Raw genomic sequence first — 14,399 nt, forward strand, 5'->3', positions numbered from 1 at the left:
ATAAACGGCATGGCCCTTCCGCGTATCGCTCTTGATGCGATGGGCGGCGATGAGGGTGTGCGCGTCATGATTGAGGGCGCGGCGCTCGCTCGGCGTGATCACGACGCGTTTCAATTCCTGTTAGTCGGCGATCAGGCGCGTATCGAGCGCGCGCTGGATAATCACCCCGGTCTTCGCGGCGCTTCTGAGATTCTTCATTGCGATGACGTCGTGGCGGGCGACGAGCTGCCCAGTAAGGCCTTGCGCCGATCCAAGACGACGTCGATGGGACTGGCCGTGAACGCGGTGAAGGCGGGCGATGCGGGTGCGGCGGTGAGCGCAGGCAACACCGGCGCTCTGATGGCGATGAGCAAGATCGCGCTGCGCACTATGCCCGGTATCGACCGGCCGGCGCTCGCAGCCTTGATGCCGACGCTCGAAGAGCACGATGTCGTGATGCTCGATCTGGGCGCCAACACAGAAGCGGACGCGCGCAATCTGGTGCAGTTTGCCGTCATGGGTGCGGCCTATTCGCGGATCGTGAACGGTTTCGAACGTCCGCGCGTGCGCTTGCTCAATATCGGTACCGAAGAAATCAAGGGAACCGACGCTCTGCGCGATGCGGCCGCTCAATTGCAGGCGGCGAGCGAAGACGAAGTGGGTGGTCTGGCGCTGGAATTTGCCGGGTTCGTCGAATCCGACAAGATCAATCGCGGGGAAACCCATGTGGTCGTCACCGACGGGTTTTCGGGCAATATCGCGCTCAAGGCGATCGAAGGCTCCGCTCGTTTCGTGACCGACCTCTTGCGGCAGGCGTTCACCAGTTCGCTGCGCTCCAAGTTCGGTTTTCTCGTCTCGCGCCCGGCAACCGAGCTGCTGCGCCATCATCTCGATCCCAACAATCATAACGGCGCGGTCTTTCTTGGCCTGAACGGCGTGATCGTGAAGAGCCATGGCAGCGCCAACGCCAAGGGTGTGAGCCATGCGGTGGCTGTCACCGCCAGCCTTTTGTCGAACGCACTGACGGAACGGATTGCCGAGGACCTAGCGCGGCTGGGAAGCGATTGGGGCAACGGCGCCGGAGCCGGTACCAGCGCAGGTGCCGGAACCTCGTCCTCGCCAAGCCAAGCGTCGGATAAAGAGCAAACCGCGTGACAGGTCCAACGCCCGGCGCCCGATTGCTGGGCTCAGGCTCAGCTCTGCCGCCGCGCGTCGTCACGAACGCGGAACTCGCTGAGAAGATCGACACCAGCGACGAGTGGATCGTCGCTCGCACGGGCATTCGTCAGCGGCATATTGCCGGTGATGGGGAAACCACCGCCACGCTCGCGACACAGGCGGCGCGCGCCGCTCTCGATGACGCTGATCTGACACCGGCTGATATCGATCTGATTATCGTCGCAACGGCGACGCCGGATAACACCTTCCCGGCAACCGCGACCAAGGTGCAGCACGCGCTCGGCTGCAACGGCGGACCGGCCTTCGACGTTGCGGCGGTGTGCTCAGGATTTCTTTACGCGCTGGCGACAGCCGATTCGCTGCTTCGGACCGGGGGAGCGACTCGCGCGCTTGTCATCGGCGCGGAAACGTTCAGCCGTATCCTCGACTGGGAGGACCGCACGACCTGCGTCCTGTTCGGAGACGGCGCGGGTGCCGTGGTGCTTGAGGCGCCGGGCCTCGACACCGCGCGCAAGGGCGAGGCTGGGATCCTCGCAACCCGCCTTCACGCCGACGGCGCGCAGCACGATCTGCTTTACGTTGATGGCGGCCCGTCAAGCACGCAAACGGTTGGGCACTTGCGGATGAAGGGACGCGAAGTGTTTCGTCACGCGGTCGTCAATCTCGCCGGGGTTCTCGGTGAAGTGCTTGAAGACGCTGGCGTTTCGGCTGAAGAGATCGATTGGGTCGTGCCGCACCAGGCCAACGCCCGCATCCTTGATGCCACAGCGAAGAAGCTGGGCATTCCGCCTGAAAAAGTGATCGTGACGGTTGATCGCCACGCCAATACTTCCGCCGCTTCGGTGCCGCTCGCGCTCGACGAAGCGCGCCGCGACGGTCGCATAAAGGCCGGAGACCTGCTCATGCTCGAAGCAATGGGTGGCGGTTTCACCTGGGGAGCCTGCCTCCTGCGGGCCTGACGGCCAGGCGGCTTCACGTCGACATTTGTGCACAGGCAGCGTCTGACGGGCGTGTTATGTTGCGGGAATAGTGGGAAAGTTGTATGTTTCTCACACGCTTGGGTCGCACCAAAGAGAAAGGATCGCGCGCAATGCGTTCAGTTGGAACTCTGACACGGGCCGACTTGGCTGAGACCATCAATCGCAAGATGGGTCTTAGTCGAGCGGAATCGCTGGAGCTGGTGGAATCGATCCTCGACCATATGTGCGACGCGCTGGCCAACGGCGAGAATGTGAAAGTGTCCGGGTTCGGCAGTTTCGTTCTGCGGGACAAGAATGAACGGATCGGTCGCAACCCCAAGACCGGCGTCGAAGTGCCGATTACGCCGCGCCGGGTCATGACGTTCCGCGCCAGCCAGCTCCTCAAAGAACAGATCGCCAAAGCCGGTTAGCGCGCGAAACCATGGCGGAATTCGACGACGGCAAGGACGAGAACGCGCTTCGCACGATTGGTGAGGTCAGCGAAGCGCTCGAGATAAAGCCGCACGTCCTGCGGTACTGGGAACAGCAATTCTCGCTTCTCAAGCCCCTGAAACGCAGCGGTGGGCGTCGCTATTACCGGCTCGACGATGTCAAGCTGGTCGAAGAAATCGATCGGCTGGTCAATCAGGAAGGCTATACGCTCAAGGGCGCCGAAGCCGTGTTGCGGGCTCGAAGCAAGTCGGAGCTCGATCGGCGCAGCGGAGAGGACCGCCGAAAGGGGGACCGCCGCGCAAACGAGGGCGCGAACCCCGATACGCACGTCACTGTTGAAACGCTCAAGCCCGATCACTCGGAGACGATCGCGGCGCTCAAGGCTGTCCGGGACCGGCTGGCCAAAGCGATCAAGGCCTGAGGATCGCTGTGCGCGCGCGTCGTTGACAGGCGAGGGCGCGGGTCACTCCGCGGCCATCAATTCCGCTTCACCCAGGTCAACGCTGACGAGGCGCGAGACCCCTTTTTCGGCCATAGTTACGCCAAATAGGCGATGCATCCGGCTCATCGTGACCGCGTTGTGCGTGACGATTAGATAGCGCGTGGTTGTTGTGCGCACCATCGAATCGAGCAGATCGCAAAACCGCTCCACATTGGCATCATCAAGCGGCGCATCAACTTCGTCGAGCACGCAGATCGGCGCCGGATTGGTGAGGAACAAAGCGAAAATGAGCGCGGTCGCGGTCAGCGCCTGCTCGCCGCCTGACAGGAGCGAAAGCGATTGCAGGCGCTTGCCCGGCGGCTGAGCGAAAATCTCAAGGCCGGCTTCCAGGGGGTCATCGCTGTCCACCAGCGCAAGATGGGCCTGGCCGCCCTGAAACAGGCGCGGGTAGAGCTCCTGAAAATGGGCGTTCACCTCTTCGAAGGCCGTGCGCAAGCGTTCGCGCCCTTCGCGGTTGAGATTGCCGATCGAACCGCGAAGGCGCGCAACCGCTTCGGTCAGCTCGGCCTGTTCGGACGCGTTGGCGCCGTGCTCCTCCTCGATCCGCTTGAGTTCGTCGGCGGCGACAAGGTTGACCGGACCGATGCGTTCGCGCGCGGCGGTAAGCCGGTCGAGCTCTTCGCTCTCGGCCTGCGCGTGCTCCACCGCCTCCACCTCGAAGCCGAAGCGCTCCGAAAGCAGCGGTGGAGGAGCCTGGAATCGTTCGCCGGAGATTCGAGCCAGTTCGCTCCGGCGCGATTCCTGGCTTTCGGCTCGCGCGGCGAGGGTTGCGCGGCCCTCGCGCGCGACGGCGAGCTCCTCGTTCGCGGCGGCGAGCGCTTCGTTCGCCATCCGCGCCCGCGCCTCGCAATCGTCGAGCGCCAATTGGGCCTCGTTGAGCTCACGGGTCAGCCGCTCGCGCACTGTATCGCCCTGTTCGATCTCAGCCATCAGTGTTGCCGGCTTTGCGGCGATGACGGCGCTTTCCTCTTCGATCTCTTCCAGCCGCCGGCCCGCTTGCGCGACGCGTTGCTCGGCCTCGCTCGAGCGCGATTTCCAGTTCGCGTAGTCAGCCTGTTGCGCGGCAAGCCGTTCGCGCGCCACCGCCAGAGTCTGATCGTGCGCGGCGAGTTCGGCGAGGGACGCCTGCACGGCGGTGCGCGCGGCGTCGTGCTTGGCTTGCGCGGCTTCCAGCGCGGCGCGCCCGGCGTCCGGTGCGGGCAGGGCGGAGCGCGCGGCCTGCGCCGACACCAGATCGCCGCGCGCGGATGAGAGCTGTTCGGCAAGATCCTTCGCCCCCGCGCCGAGTTCGTCCAGCCGCGCCGCAAGCCTTTCCCTGGCCGCCTCGGCGGCGTCGAGCTGACGAAGCGCGCCGCGTTCCGCCTCGACGGCGCCCGCCAAGCTGCGTTCAAGGGCAATAAGGTCGCGCTGAAGCGTCGAAAGATCTTCGCGAGCGGTGGCTTCGGCTCTCGCCGCTTGCTCGACTGTCTCGCGCAAGGAGGGCAATTGCGATTCAAGCTCCGCAAGCCGGTTGGCCGCCTCAAGCCGCGCCGCCTCTGCCGAGCCCTCGCCGCGCGCGATGAAACCGTCCCAGCGCCGCAAATGCCCAGCGAGCGTCACCAGCCACTCGCCGGGCTTCAGCGCGCGGTCGTCATCCTCTTTGACAAGGTGGACGAGCGCCAGGCGCGCGCGGAGCTCGGAAGGGCAATCATCGATGTGAGCCAGCAGGCTGTCGGCGACCGCCTCGGGAGGCTCACTGCCGGTCCAGAACCGCCCATCGGTCACGCTGGAAGAGGTGCCAAGAGGGGACTTCGCGTCGCGGCCGAGCGCCGCGGCCAGCGCACGCTCATAGCCCGGAGCCACGCGGATCCGATCGAGCGCTGCGGGCAATCCTTCGCGGTTTTTGGCGCTCTTGAGGCGGGCGTCGCGATCACGGGCGAGGGCATTGTGCTCGCGCTCAACCCCCGCCAGTTCCGCCCGCGCTGTCGCAAGCGCGTTGGCCGCCTCGTCGCGCGCGATCTGGAGCTCGCCCTTGCGCGTCTGATCCGTCTCCAGTGTGGTCCGCAGACGCGTCACCTCGCCCGCCGCTTCCTCGGCGGCTTCGCGCGCTGCGATCACCGCATGTTCGGCGTTGTCTCCGCTGCCGAGTTCAGCCCGCGTGGCGACGATACGCTCTTCGTCGCGCTGGAGACGCTCAAGGCGGCTCTGCGCTTGCTCTATGGCGGCTTCGGCGACGCGCCATTCGGCTTCGACGCCCGCCTGATCCGCCGTTGCCTTTGCCAGCGCCATTTCCGCAGCCCGGCTAGCGCTCTCGGCCCGCTCGTTCCGCTCGACAACTCGAGGGCGTTCGTCCTCGGCTTCGGCTAGCCCCGCGCGGCTGGCTTGGAGGTCGGCTTCCAGCTTGGCAAGCGCGTCGACCGCGTCACCCGTCAGGCGATCCGCCGCCGCGCGATCCTGCTCAAGCTGCTCGCGTTGACGTGTGAGATCAGCCAAGCGGGCTTCAGCCGCTTCGAGCTTCTCCGACAAGGCCGCCATGCGGTGGCCGTGCGCGCTGGCGTCATCGCGGCGGTCGGCGAGTTCCTCGCGCGCTTCGGACAATTCCTGCGCAATCGTCGCCTGATCGCGCTCGGCGGCCTCGGCGGCCTGCTTCGCCCTGGCGACGTTGTCCTCAGCTCCTTGCGCGGCCTCGCGCGCTTCCTTTGCGGCCTGCGCCGCTTCGCGCCAGCGGGCAAACAGCAGGCGCGCTTCGGCGGTGGTGATCTGCTCGGTCAGCTTGGTGTAGCGCTCGGCCTGCTTCGCTTGCCGCTTGAGCGCGGCCATTTGCGAATCCAGTCCCGCCATCAGGTCCTCGAGCCGCGCCAGATTGGCCTCGGTGGAGCGCAGCTTGCTCTCGGCGTCCTTGCGCCGGACATGCAGACCCGCGATTCCGGCGGCTTCTTCAAGCATCTGACGGCGCTGGGCGGGCTTGGCCGCAATAACCTGCGCGATTTTGCCCTGGCTGACCAGCGCGGGAGAATGCGCGCCAGTCGCGGCGTCGGCGAAGGTGAGCGCTACATCCTTGGCGCGTACATCCGCCCCGTTCACCCGGTAGGCCGAGCCCGCGCCGCGTTCGATCCGGCGGGTAACCACCAACTCTTCGCCTGCGTCGTCTTCGGCGTGCAGCACCACTTCGGCAAAGGCGCGTTCGGGCCGCGTCGAGGTGCCCGCGAAGATCACATCTTCCATGCCGCCCGAGCGCATCGACTTGGCCGAGGTTTCACCCATGACCCAGCGGATGGCTTCCAAGACGTTGGATTTGCCGCAACCATTCGGCCCGACGACACCCGTCAGCCCCGGCTCGATTCGCAATTCAGCGGGTTCGACAAAGCTCTTGAATCCGCTGAGTTTGAGCCGGTTTATCTGCATAGACGCGCCCCCGCGACCTTATTCCTGACGCGCGCCGGCGCGCTGGAGGATCGGTTCGAGCCCGTCCCACTGGTTAGCGTCGACCTTCGCGCCGTTGAGCGTGAAGGTCGGTGTGCCTGTGACACCAACCTCGTTCGCTTTGTCACCGGCGGCCTCGACCATCGCTTCGATGTTCTCGCTCTGCGCAAGGCACATACGCGCCTGATCCGACGAAAGCCCGCGCGCGGCGAAGAAATCAATGAGGCCCGTGACCTCGCCGATCCGAACGAAGCGTTGGCTTACATCGAGCTGTCCGGCGGACTGGGCGGCCTCGGAATTATTCTGAATGCCTTGCATCACGCTCGACAGGTTCTGCCACACCTCGTCTGAAAGCGTCTGAAAGCGCTCATCCGGCCCACACCGAGCAAGCGATGCGATCACCACGTCAAACGTGTTCAGGAAGACTTCGCGCTGTTCGAAACTTACAACGCCTGTCTCGACATATTCTTTCAGCGATGGTTTGCCTGTCACGGCAAAATTCGCGCACGCGCCGCAGGTGTGAGAGGCGTATTCCGCAAGCTTCAAGGGCGCCTCGGGATTGCCCACTATGTAACCTTGGCCATCTTCCGACACGGTGAAGGTTTCGAGCCACGCTGTGCCTTCCGGCGCTGCAATCGGCGCGATCGGCTCGCCGCGCGGGATGTCCTGGACGGCGGCATCTTCACTGCAAGCCGCCAGAGCAAGCGGTGCGCCGAGCGCCAGAGCGAGCGCGGAGAAAGGGGTGCGAAAGGTGAGGCGGGCGGAAATCATGGAGGTATCCTTTTTGTCACGTGAGGTTTGCAGCGAACACGCCGCAGGTAAAGGTCAGGCACGCAGCGCTTGTGTAAAATTGTGTCAGTTCTGTGTAGAAACCCTTAGAGGCGCCCGCATTTCAGTGAGAGTGTGGATCAGAATCCTCGGCGCCCGTCGCGTTTTCAACCGCCGGTGACGCTCTCTTGCGGATCGGGACGGAACCTTGCCTGCAGCGTGGCCGACAGCGCAGGCCAATCGTGAACTTCGTCCAGCTTTTCCCCGTTGAACGCGAAGGTAGGCGTGCTGGTTATCTCGAACTTGGCCCGGTCGTCCTTGTCGTTAGCGAGGATTTCCTGCGCCGCGCGCTCATCTCTTAGGCAGGTGTTGATTTGAGGCATGGTCACCCCTTTGGCCACGAGGGTCTGTTCAAAACCGAGCGCTTTGGCGGCGTTGATCCGGCCCTCCGCTGTTCCGCGCGACCATATCGCTTTCTGGGATTGCGGCGCCTTGATCGCCTTATCGAGCCACTCGTCTTGCGTGTAAAGAAACGTGCGGTGGCGGTCTTTGAACCCGGCTGGGTCTCCGCATTGCACAAGCATGGTCACCACCAGGTCGAGATAGTTGCGGATCACCGGGCGCACTTCGACAGAGAGATAGCCCGGACCAATGGCTGCCACATCAAGGGTGCCGTCGCTCTGTTTTGCGAAATCCGCGCAGTGGCTACAGGTGTAGCTGATAAACTCGATGAGCTGTCCTTCAGCCTCGGGTTTCCCGATGCGATAGCCGTGCGACGTTCTCTCGACCACACTTAGCCAGGCTTGCGGTGGCAGGTCGACAAAGTCGCTTTGCGGGTTAGCCAGGCTCTGAGCGCCACCCGGCGCCGCTGAGCCCAGTCCAAGAGCGAGCGCAGACAGGCCGACAAACGCGCCGCAGGCGACCCGCAGGGCTGATAGCGTGCGAAAGGCTCTCACTTTGAAGTTTCGTCCTTCGTATCGTCTTTGTTGTCGAGACTGCGGGCCAGCGATTCCAGCACGGTGCGCAATTCCGGGTCCCCAATATCGCGCAAACTGTCCCCCAGTTCCATCGGGATGGGCTTAAGCGAAGGTGGCGCTTTGGCAGCGGCCTTGTCTTGAGGAGGCTTAACCGCACCTTGACGCAGCTTGATGCGGGCAACCGCGCTGTAGCCGAAAAAGCGGTTCACCCGCTCAATGATCTCTGGCGTGACCTGCTGGATCAGCGGGGCATGAGCGGGCGTGACAACGAGTTGGAGGATGCCCTCGGACTTTTCCCCCGGGGGGAAACGCAAGCTTTCCGGCGCGCAGAAACGGGCGTGGTGCGGGCCGACAATTTCGGGCCAGCGCGTGACGATCGAGCTTTGCACAAAGCCGAAGCGGCGAAACGCGGTCCGACCGATTTCGGGCATGAGCTCGCCGATAGGCTTCGCCGCGCCCCCGCGTGGGCGCTCGAAATGCTTGGCGCGTTTCGAGGTTTTCCCGGAGCTTCGTTTGGTGCCGCTTCCCATGACGCTCGTGCCCATGCCATAAAGCGTGCGTGACCTCCAGCGCCCCCGAAACAATATCCCAGCGTCTGCTCGACTGGTACGACAAGAACGCGCGCGAACTTCCTTGGCGCAACCCTCCCGGTAGGGCCAGACCCACCGATCCGAACTGGCCCTATCGCGTGTGGCTTTCAGAGGTCATGTTGCAGCAGACGACGGTTGCGGCGGTGAAGCCTTATTTCGAGAAGTTCACAAGGGTGTGGCCGAGTGTCTTCGATCTGGCCGCGGCGGAAGATGAGGCGATCATGGCGGCCTGGGCGGGGCTGGGCTATTATTCGCGGGCTAGAAACCTTGTGAAGTGCGCTCGAGAAGTGGCCGTTCTTGGTGGCTTTCCCGAAACGGAGGCCGAACTGCGCGAGCTCCCGGGACTCGGCGCCTACACGGCGGCCGCGATCGCAGCGATTGCCTTTGGTCAGCGTGCCGTGGTGGTGGATGCAAATGTTGAGCGGGTGGTTGCGCGGCTGTTCGCGATTGAGAAGCCGCTGCCCGGCGCGCGCAAGGCGATCCGCAGCGACGCCGAAGCCATCACGCCCGAGGCGCGAGCCGGTGATTTCGCGCAGGCGATGATGGATCAGGGCTCCAGCATATGCACGACCAAAGCGCCGCGCTGTCTGTTGTGTCCGGTAAGCGAGGTATGCGAGGCGCGAAAGCAGGGCGAGCCTGAGCGATTGCCGGTCAAACCCGCCAAGAAAGCGAAGCCTGAGCGACTGGGCACTGCCTACTGGATCGAGCGCGAAGGGCAGGTGTGGCTCGTCACAAGACCTCCAATGGGCATGTTGGGATCGATGCGGGCGATTCCGGATGATGGCTGGACCGCACAGAGCGATGGTTCGGACGAGCCTCCTATCGCTGCGCAATGGGAAGATTTGGGTGCCGTCCGCCACACCTTTACCCATGCGCACCTGACCTTGCGGGTAAAACGCGGAAGTGTCGAAATGAATCCTGCCATTGCAGGCGAATGGTGGCGGATAAGCGATCTCGACGAAGCGGGTCTGCCAAGCCTGTTCGCCAAGGCGGCCAGGCTCGCGCTGGTCTAAAAGTCCGCGCGGGCCGTCAGGCGACTCCGCCAAAGACGGACAGCCGCAGGATAATCAGCACAAACACCAGAATGTTGAAATTGCGTCCGCTGTCTTTCGAGGACAGCGCGCCGATCAGAATGCCCAGCGCGCAAACCGGCAGGAGCAGCCACAAGAGGATGCCGACGACTGGGATCAAGAGCGGAATCCCGAGGATGAGGCAGACAAGGCCGATGAGCCAGGAGATCAGATTGAGCATGTGTGTTATATGGGTATAACACCTCGACATTGCAAGGCTCAATATGAGGCAGGCCGAGCGGATTGACGCTTTGGGTGATCTGCCCCAAACACGCGCGCAAAACCTCTTGGGAGATTCCTCAGATCATGGCTTTCCGCACCTTCGATACCCTCGGCCACGCGCCGGAAATCTCGCGCCGTTCGCTTTTTCGCGGCGGCGCCTATCTGGCGAGCGCAGCGGCTTTGTCGGGCCTGCCCTTCGGTCGAGACCTGCTGGCGCACGACGTAGCAGAAGCGTGGCCCAATGTGGCCGCCATGGCCGAGAAGTACGTCTCGGAAGGCAAAGTGGCGAACATGTTCCTGACCTTCGGCTGGGATCAGGAGGACCACGCGCATACCGTAGGCGGAGGTACGCTCAGCCTGAATGGCAGCGCTCCGGTCGACGAGGACACGCTCTATCGCATCTACTCGATGTCAAAACCGATTACCGGCATGGCGATCATGATGCTGATCGATGAAGGTAAGCTCGGTCTCGAAATGCCCCTGCAGGAGGTGATCCCCGCCTTTCGCGATATGCAGGTTCTGGTCGATCCTGAAGGCCCACTGGATAACACCGTGCCCGCCGAGCGCCCGATCACGATCCGCCAATTGCTGACCCACACCGCGGGGCTCGGCTACACGATCGTCAGCAAGGGCCCGCTGCTCGACGCCTATGTTGAGAACGGAATTGTCGGCGGGCGCGTCAGTCGCTTCCCGATCCCGGGCGTTCCGAACCCCGAGCCGGCCCCCGGCCTTGAGGTGTGGGCCGATCGCCTGGCCGAACTCCCGCTCATGTACCAGCCGGCTAGCAAGTGGAGCTATTCGTGCAGCATCGACCTGTTGGGCCGCGTGATCGAGGTGGTCTCGGGCATGGAGTTTGAAGCGTTCCTCAAGGAGCGTCTGTTCGATCCTCTGGGCATGACCAGCACCTTCATGACAGTTCCGGAAAGCGAGAAGGGGCGCCTGGCGGACAATTACGGCGTCTTGAACGGCACGGTCCTGCCGCTCGATCCAGCTTCGAACTCGATCTATCTTGATCCGCCCAAAGTGCCCTCGGGCGGGGGCGGCCTGGTCTCCAGTCCCAAGGATTATGACCGCTTCCTGCGCATGCTGCTGGGCTTTGGCAAGCTCGGTGAAGAGCGGATCATGAGCGAGCAAGCGGTGCGCGTGGGGACATCGGACCTTATTCCAGCGAGCGTCGACAAGACCGGTTCGTGGATGGAAAAAGAGGGCCACGGCGCTGGCGGACGCTCGGTCGGCGACACGTTCGGATGGGGCGGCGCGGCGGGCACGCTGGGCGCGATCGATTACAAACTGGGCCTGCGCACCGCCTTGTGGACGCAATACATGCCGCCGGAAAGCTATCCGGTGCGCGAAGAGTACCTTGCAGCGATTCAGGAAGACCTGAAAGTCATGAAGAAGGGGTGAGAGAAGCCATGCTCGATGCGAGCTGCGCTCCGATTGCCTTTGCGGGGTCGCCCATGGACCGCGCGGACAATATCCGCGTCGATCCAGAGGCGCTCGGCAACCTGATGAACTGGCGCGCGCGCGTCATGGAACTGGATGGCCTGCTTCCGTCAGTCGACGAGACGGGCGGGTTGATCTGGGGCACGCTCGCCGACGTTGATCCGGATACCGAGCTCGTCTTTCTCGGCATGATGGATGACAAGGCGCATTTCGCGCCGGTCCCGCCGCAGGGTTCCACTTCCCCCGCCATGCCGCGCGCCTGGCAAGTGATGCAGCTGCTACGTCCGGAAGAGCTGGCGGTGTATGGAGGCGCGAAGTCGCTTGTCGACTGGCACGCCCGGCACAAGTTCTGCGCCAATTGCGGAGCGCCGACCAAGATCACCAAAGGCGGCTGGCAGCGAGACTGCGGCAATTGCGGCGCGCAGCATTTCCCGCGCACCGATCCCGTCACGATCATGCTTGTTGAGCATGAGGACAAGTTGCTGCTGGGCCGCCAGCCGCGCTTTCCGCCCAAGATCTATTCCGCGCTTGCAGGCTTCGTCGAGCCGGGCGAAACGATCGAGGAAGCGGTGGCGCGCGAGGTGTGGGAGGAGGTTGGCGTGCGCGTTTCGGGCGTGCGCTATCTCGCCAGCCAGCCCTGGCCCTTCCCAAGCCAGATGATGATCGGCTGCACGAGCATCGCCGAAACGACCGAGCTTACCATCGACAAGACCGAGCTGGACGACGCGCGCTGGTTCGACCGCGAAGAGCTGGAGGACGCGCGAAACGCCGGGCCGGGCGGCAATGAGACGCTGATCTTTCCACAGCGTTTCGCCATCGCACACCGGCTTGTGACCTGGTGGCTGGATAAGGGAGCCGACGCATGACCGAGCGCCTGACCATCGATATCTATTCCGACGTGGTGTGCCCATGGTGCGCGATTGGCTACGGCCAGCTGACCAGGGCTCTCGCCGAACTGGAGGGTGAGATTGAGGCTCAGGTGCGCTGGCGCCCGTTTGAGCTCAACCCGGGAATGCTGCCGGAAGGCGAAGGCTTCGAGGAGCATTTGAGCCGCAAATATGGCCGCTCGGCCGAGGAAGGCGCGGCGGTGCGCGCGCAGATGAAGGACATCGCCAAAGAGGCGGGCGTTTCGCTCTCCTATGAAGGGGAGGGCACCCCTCCTCCTCAGCGCATGTGGAACACGCGCGATTGCCACAAGCTTTTGACCTTCGCGCTCGAGGAAGCGGGGCCAGAGGTGCAGACCGCGCTCAAGCTCGCTTTCTTCAAGGCGCATTTCAACCAGCGCCAGCCCCTGAACGATCGCGATGCGCTGCTCGACATTGCGGCGAGCGTCGGCGTGCACCGCGAAGCGGCGAAAGCGGCGCTGGATGATCCCGATCTCGAAGCCCGTGTGATCGCTGAAGAAAAGCAGGCCTGGGATTACAACATCACCGGCGTTCCGGCGATGATCGTGGGCGGCAAATTCATGATCCCTGGAGCGCAAGCGCCTGAGACCTATGTCAACGCGCTGCGCAGAGTGGTCGAGAAAACGCGCAGCGCTGCATCCGCCTGATCGATCGAGCGCGTATATGGGGCAGTCATGAAAAGCATCCTCACCTTCCTGATCGTCACGGCTATCGCGTTTGCTTTCGGCATTGCGGCGGGCTCGCAGACCATCGCGGTCGGGAATTATTCCGCCTATTTCCTGTGCGTCGTGCTGGCGATGGTCATCAACTGGGTGGCTTTTGTGCCCTCCGCCATCGCCAAGTCGGACACATTCTACGACACGACCGGTGCGATCACCTATTTCACCGTGACGGTGGCGGCGTGCTTCATGGCGTACAGCCACCACGGCGCAATCGATCTGCGCAGCCTGGCAATCGCGGCGATGGTGGTGATCTGGTGCGCGAGGCTCGGCACCTTCCTGTTCATTCGCATCCACGCGATGGGCGGCACGGATTCGCGCTTCGAGAAGATCAAGGTGAACCCGGCGCGCTTTCTTGTCGCCTGGACCCTGCAAGGGCTGTGGGTGGTGCTCACCGCTTCGGCGGCGCATGTTGCGATCCTGGCCCAGACCCGCGCGCCAATCGGGCTTTACTTCTTCATCGGCGCGGCGGTGTGGTTGTTTGGCTTTGTCTGGGAGAGCGTCGCCGACGCGCAGAAAAGCGCGTTCAAGAAGGACCCCGCGAACAAGGGCAAGTTCATCAATGTCGGTCTGTGGCGCTGGTCGCGCCATCCCAACTATTTCGGCGAGATCACGCTGTGGACCGGCGTGCTGATCGCCGCGATCCCGGTGCTGAGCGGCCTTTCCTGGCTGGTGGTCATCTCGCCCATCTTCATAACGCTGCTCCTCACAAAGGTCAGCGGCGTCAATCTGCAGAAGCAGCAGGCGCTTGAACGCTGGGGCGATGACCCGGACTACCGCGAATATCTGGCGAACACGCCGATGCTGGTGCCCCAGCCGCCCAAGCTGGGCTAGACCCTAGATCAGCGCCAGCTTCTCCAGCTTCGCCGCCAGCTTGCCCGGGAGAGCATCCCCGATGTCTTCGCCCGGTGCCAGATCGCGCGGAGGATCGCCTTTCAGATAGCGCCAGCCCTGATGCGCGCGTTTGGAACGTGGGTGGACGCGGATGAGTTCGGGCTCCAGCTCGATCCGCCAGCGCCCGCTTTCCTCCTGGCTGAAACCGGTGATCTCGGAACGCGCGACGATCGCGTGCTGGTGGATCCAGTAAAGCGATCCGCCGATGCACTCCTGCCACTTGGTGGGGCGGTACTTCGTCGTCAGGTACGGGCTGCGTCGCCCCGCATACCAGCTTTCGATATCGGAATAGCTCTGCGCGCCAAACGCGATCTTCGTCAGATGAAGGGGCATGCGA

Annotated in this window: 15 protein-coding genes; 9 read left to right on the plus strand and 6 right to left on the minus strand. The window is 63.6% G+C overall.

Annotated elements, in window-relative coordinates; translation table 11 throughout:
- The first annotated feature begins 9 nt into the window (after window positions 1-9).
- From plsX to QNI87_RS09850, 4 genes are all read left to right on the plus strand, one after another.
- Window positions 10-1,134 (plus strand): phosphate acyltransferase PlsX, encoded by a 1,125-nt coding sequence (gene plsX, locus QNI87_RS09835; RefSeq protein WP_300596035.1) that lies wholly within the window; start codon window positions 10-12, stop codon window positions 1,132-1,134.
- Window positions 1,131-2,117, plus strand: a complete 987-nt coding sequence (locus QNI87_RS09840) for a beta-ketoacyl-ACP synthase III (RefSeq protein WP_300596036.1) — start codon at window positions 1,131-1,133, stop codon at window positions 2,115-2,117. Before plsX ends, QNI87_RS09840 begins: the two co-directional genes overlap by 4 nt.
- A 131-nt stretch (window positions 2,118-2,248) precedes the next feature.
- Window positions 2,249-2,548, plus strand: coding sequence for an integration host factor subunit alpha (locus QNI87_RS09845; RefSeq protein ID WP_300596037.1), 300 nt, complete (start codon window positions 2,249-2,251; stop codon window positions 2,546-2,548).
- 11 nt (window positions 2,549-2,559) lie between these two features.
- Complete coding sequence (locus tag QNI87_RS09850) at window positions 2,560-2,991, plus strand: MerR family transcriptional regulator (protein WP_300596038.1); 432 nt, start codon at window positions 2,560-2,562, stop codon at window positions 2,989-2,991.
- Window positions 2,992-3,033: 42 nt separating this feature from the next.
- Here the strand turns inward: QNI87_RS09850 and QNI87_RS09855 are convergent, their stop codons facing one another.
- From QNI87_RS09855 to QNI87_RS09870, 4 genes are all read right to left on the minus strand, one after another.
- A complete protein-coding gene (locus QNI87_RS09855) occupies window positions 3,034-6,456 on the minus strand; it encodes an AAA family ATPase (RefSeq protein WP_300596039.1) in 3,423 nt (1,140 codons plus the stop codon).
- Window positions 6,457-6,474: 18 nt separating this feature from the next.
- Window positions 6,475-7,245, minus strand: a complete 771-nt coding sequence (locus QNI87_RS09860; protein ID WP_300596040.1) for a thioredoxin domain-containing protein — start codon at window positions 7,243-7,245, stop codon at window positions 6,475-6,477.
- A gap of 164 nt (window positions 7,246-7,409) precedes the next feature.
- The gene (locus QNI87_RS09865) at window positions 7,410-8,198 is read right to left on the minus strand and encodes a thioredoxin domain-containing protein (RefSeq protein WP_300596041.1); all 789 of its coding nucleotides are present in this window, start codon (window positions 8,196-8,198) and stop codon (window positions 7,410-7,412) included.
- A complete protein-coding gene (locus QNI87_RS09870) occupies window positions 8,195-8,749 on the minus strand; it encodes a DUF721 domain-containing protein (protein WP_300596042.1) in 555 nt (184 codons plus the stop codon). Before QNI87_RS09870 ends, QNI87_RS09865 begins: the two co-directional genes overlap by 4 nt.
- Window positions 8,750-8,778: 29 nt before the next feature.
- Between QNI87_RS09870 and QNI87_RS09875 the strand changes: the two genes are divergently transcribed.
- On the plus strand, window positions 8,779-9,822 hold the full coding sequence (locus tag QNI87_RS09875) for an A/G-specific adenine glycosylase (protein WP_300596043.1): 1,044 nt from the start codon (window positions 8,779-8,781) through the stop codon (window positions 9,820-9,822).
- A gap of 16 nt (window positions 9,823-9,838) precedes the next feature.
- On the opposite strand, the gene QNI87_RS09880 is transcribed toward QNI87_RS09875, so the two are convergent.
- Complete coding sequence (locus QNI87_RS09880) at window positions 9,839-10,060, minus strand: hypothetical protein (protein WP_300596044.1); 222 nt, start codon at window positions 10,058-10,060, stop codon at window positions 9,839-9,841.
- 125 nt (window positions 10,061-10,185) lie between these two features.
- On the opposite strand from QNI87_RS09880, the gene QNI87_RS09885 reads away from it, so the two are divergent.
- Genes QNI87_RS09885 through QNI87_RS09900 form a run of 4 tightly spaced genes read left to right on the plus strand, consistent with a single transcriptional unit; the run spans window position 10,186 to window position 14,002 of the window.
- Window positions 10,186-11,505: a serine hydrolase domain-containing protein gene (locus tag QNI87_RS09885; protein ID WP_300596045.1), complete on the plus strand. Its 1,320-nt coding sequence runs from the start codon at window positions 10,186-10,188 to the stop codon at window positions 11,503-11,505.
- Window positions 11,506-11,513: 8 nt separating this feature from the next.
- Window positions 11,514-12,410: an NAD(+) diphosphatase gene (nudC, locus tag QNI87_RS09890; RefSeq protein ID WP_300596046.1), complete on the plus strand. Its 897-nt coding sequence runs from the start codon at window positions 11,514-11,516 to the stop codon at window positions 12,408-12,410.
- A complete protein-coding gene (locus QNI87_RS09895; RefSeq protein WP_300596047.1) occupies window positions 12,407-13,096 on the plus strand; it encodes a DsbA family oxidoreductase in 690 nt (229 codons plus the stop codon). Before nudC ends, QNI87_RS09895 begins: the two co-directional genes overlap by 4 nt.
- A gap of 27 nt (window positions 13,097-13,123) precedes the next feature.
- Window positions 13,124-14,002 carry a DUF1295 domain-containing protein gene (locus QNI87_RS09900; protein WP_300596048.1) on the plus strand — a complete coding sequence of 293 codons (879 nt, stop codon included), beginning with the start codon at window positions 13,124-13,126 and terminating at the stop codon, window positions 14,000-14,002.
- A 3-nt stretch (window positions 14,003-14,005) separates the two neighbouring features.
- Here QNI87_RS09900 and QNI87_RS09905 read toward each other — a convergent pair whose 3' ends face one another.
- On the minus strand, window positions 14,006-14,395 hold the full coding sequence (locus QNI87_RS09905; protein WP_300596049.1) for a DUF1489 domain-containing protein: 390 nt from the start codon (window positions 14,393-14,395) through the stop codon (window positions 14,006-14,008).
- Window positions 14,396-14,399 lie beyond the last annotated feature (4 nt).

The organism is Erythrobacter sp. (genome assembly GCF_030066995.1).
Taxonomy (GTDB): domain Bacteria; phylum Pseudomonadota; class Alphaproteobacteria; order Sphingomonadales; family Sphingomonadaceae; genus Erythrobacter.

What these genes read in the sequence shown, in the direction of transcription:
- plsX (WP_300596035.1), top strand. Translation starts at nt 10, where the DNA reads ATGGCCCTTCCGCGTATCGCTCTTGATGCGATGGGCGGCGATGAGGGT.
- QNI87_RS09845 (WP_300596037.1), top strand. Translation starts at nt 2,249, where the DNA reads ATGCGTTCAGTTGGAACTCTGACACGGGCCGACTTGGCTGAGACCATC.
- QNI87_RS09850 (WP_300596038.1), top strand. Translation starts at nt 2,560, where the DNA reads ATGGCGGAATTCGACGACGGCAAGGACGAGAACGCGCTTCGCACGATT.
- QNI87_RS09855 (WP_300596039.1), bottom strand. Translation starts at nt 6,456, where the DNA reads ATGCAGATAAACCGGCTCAAACTCAGCGGATTCAAGAGCTTTGTCGAA.
- QNI87_RS09860 (WP_300596040.1), bottom strand. Translation starts at nt 7,245, where the DNA reads ATGATTTCCGCCCGCCTCACCTTTCGCACCCCTTTCTCCGCGCTCGCT.
- QNI87_RS09870 (WP_300596042.1), bottom strand. Translation starts at nt 8,749, where the DNA reads ATGGGAAGCGGCACCAAACGAAGCTCCGGGAAAACCTCGAAACGCGCC.
- QNI87_RS09880 (WP_300596044.1), bottom strand. Translation starts at nt 10,060, where the DNA reads ATGCTCAATCTGATCTCCTGGCTCATCGGCCTTGTCTGCCTCATCCTC.
- QNI87_RS09885 (WP_300596045.1), top strand. Translation starts at nt 10,186, where the DNA reads ATGGCTTTCCGCACCTTCGATACCCTCGGCCACGCGCCGGAAATCTCG.
- nudC (WP_300596046.1), top strand. Translation starts at nt 11,514, where the DNA reads ATGCTCGATGCGAGCTGCGCTCCGATTGCCTTTGCGGGGTCGCCCATG.
- QNI87_RS09895 (WP_300596047.1), top strand. Translation starts at nt 12,407, where the DNA reads ATGACCGAGCGCCTGACCATCGATATCTATTCCGACGTGGTGTGCCCA.
- QNI87_RS09900 (WP_300596048.1), top strand. Translation starts at nt 13,124, where the DNA reads ATGAAAAGCATCCTCACCTTCCTGATCGTCACGGCTATCGCGTTTGCT.
- QNI87_RS09905 (WP_300596049.1), bottom strand. Translation starts at nt 14,395, where the DNA reads ATGCCCCTTCATCTGACGAAGATCGCGTTTGGCGCGCAGAGCTATTCC.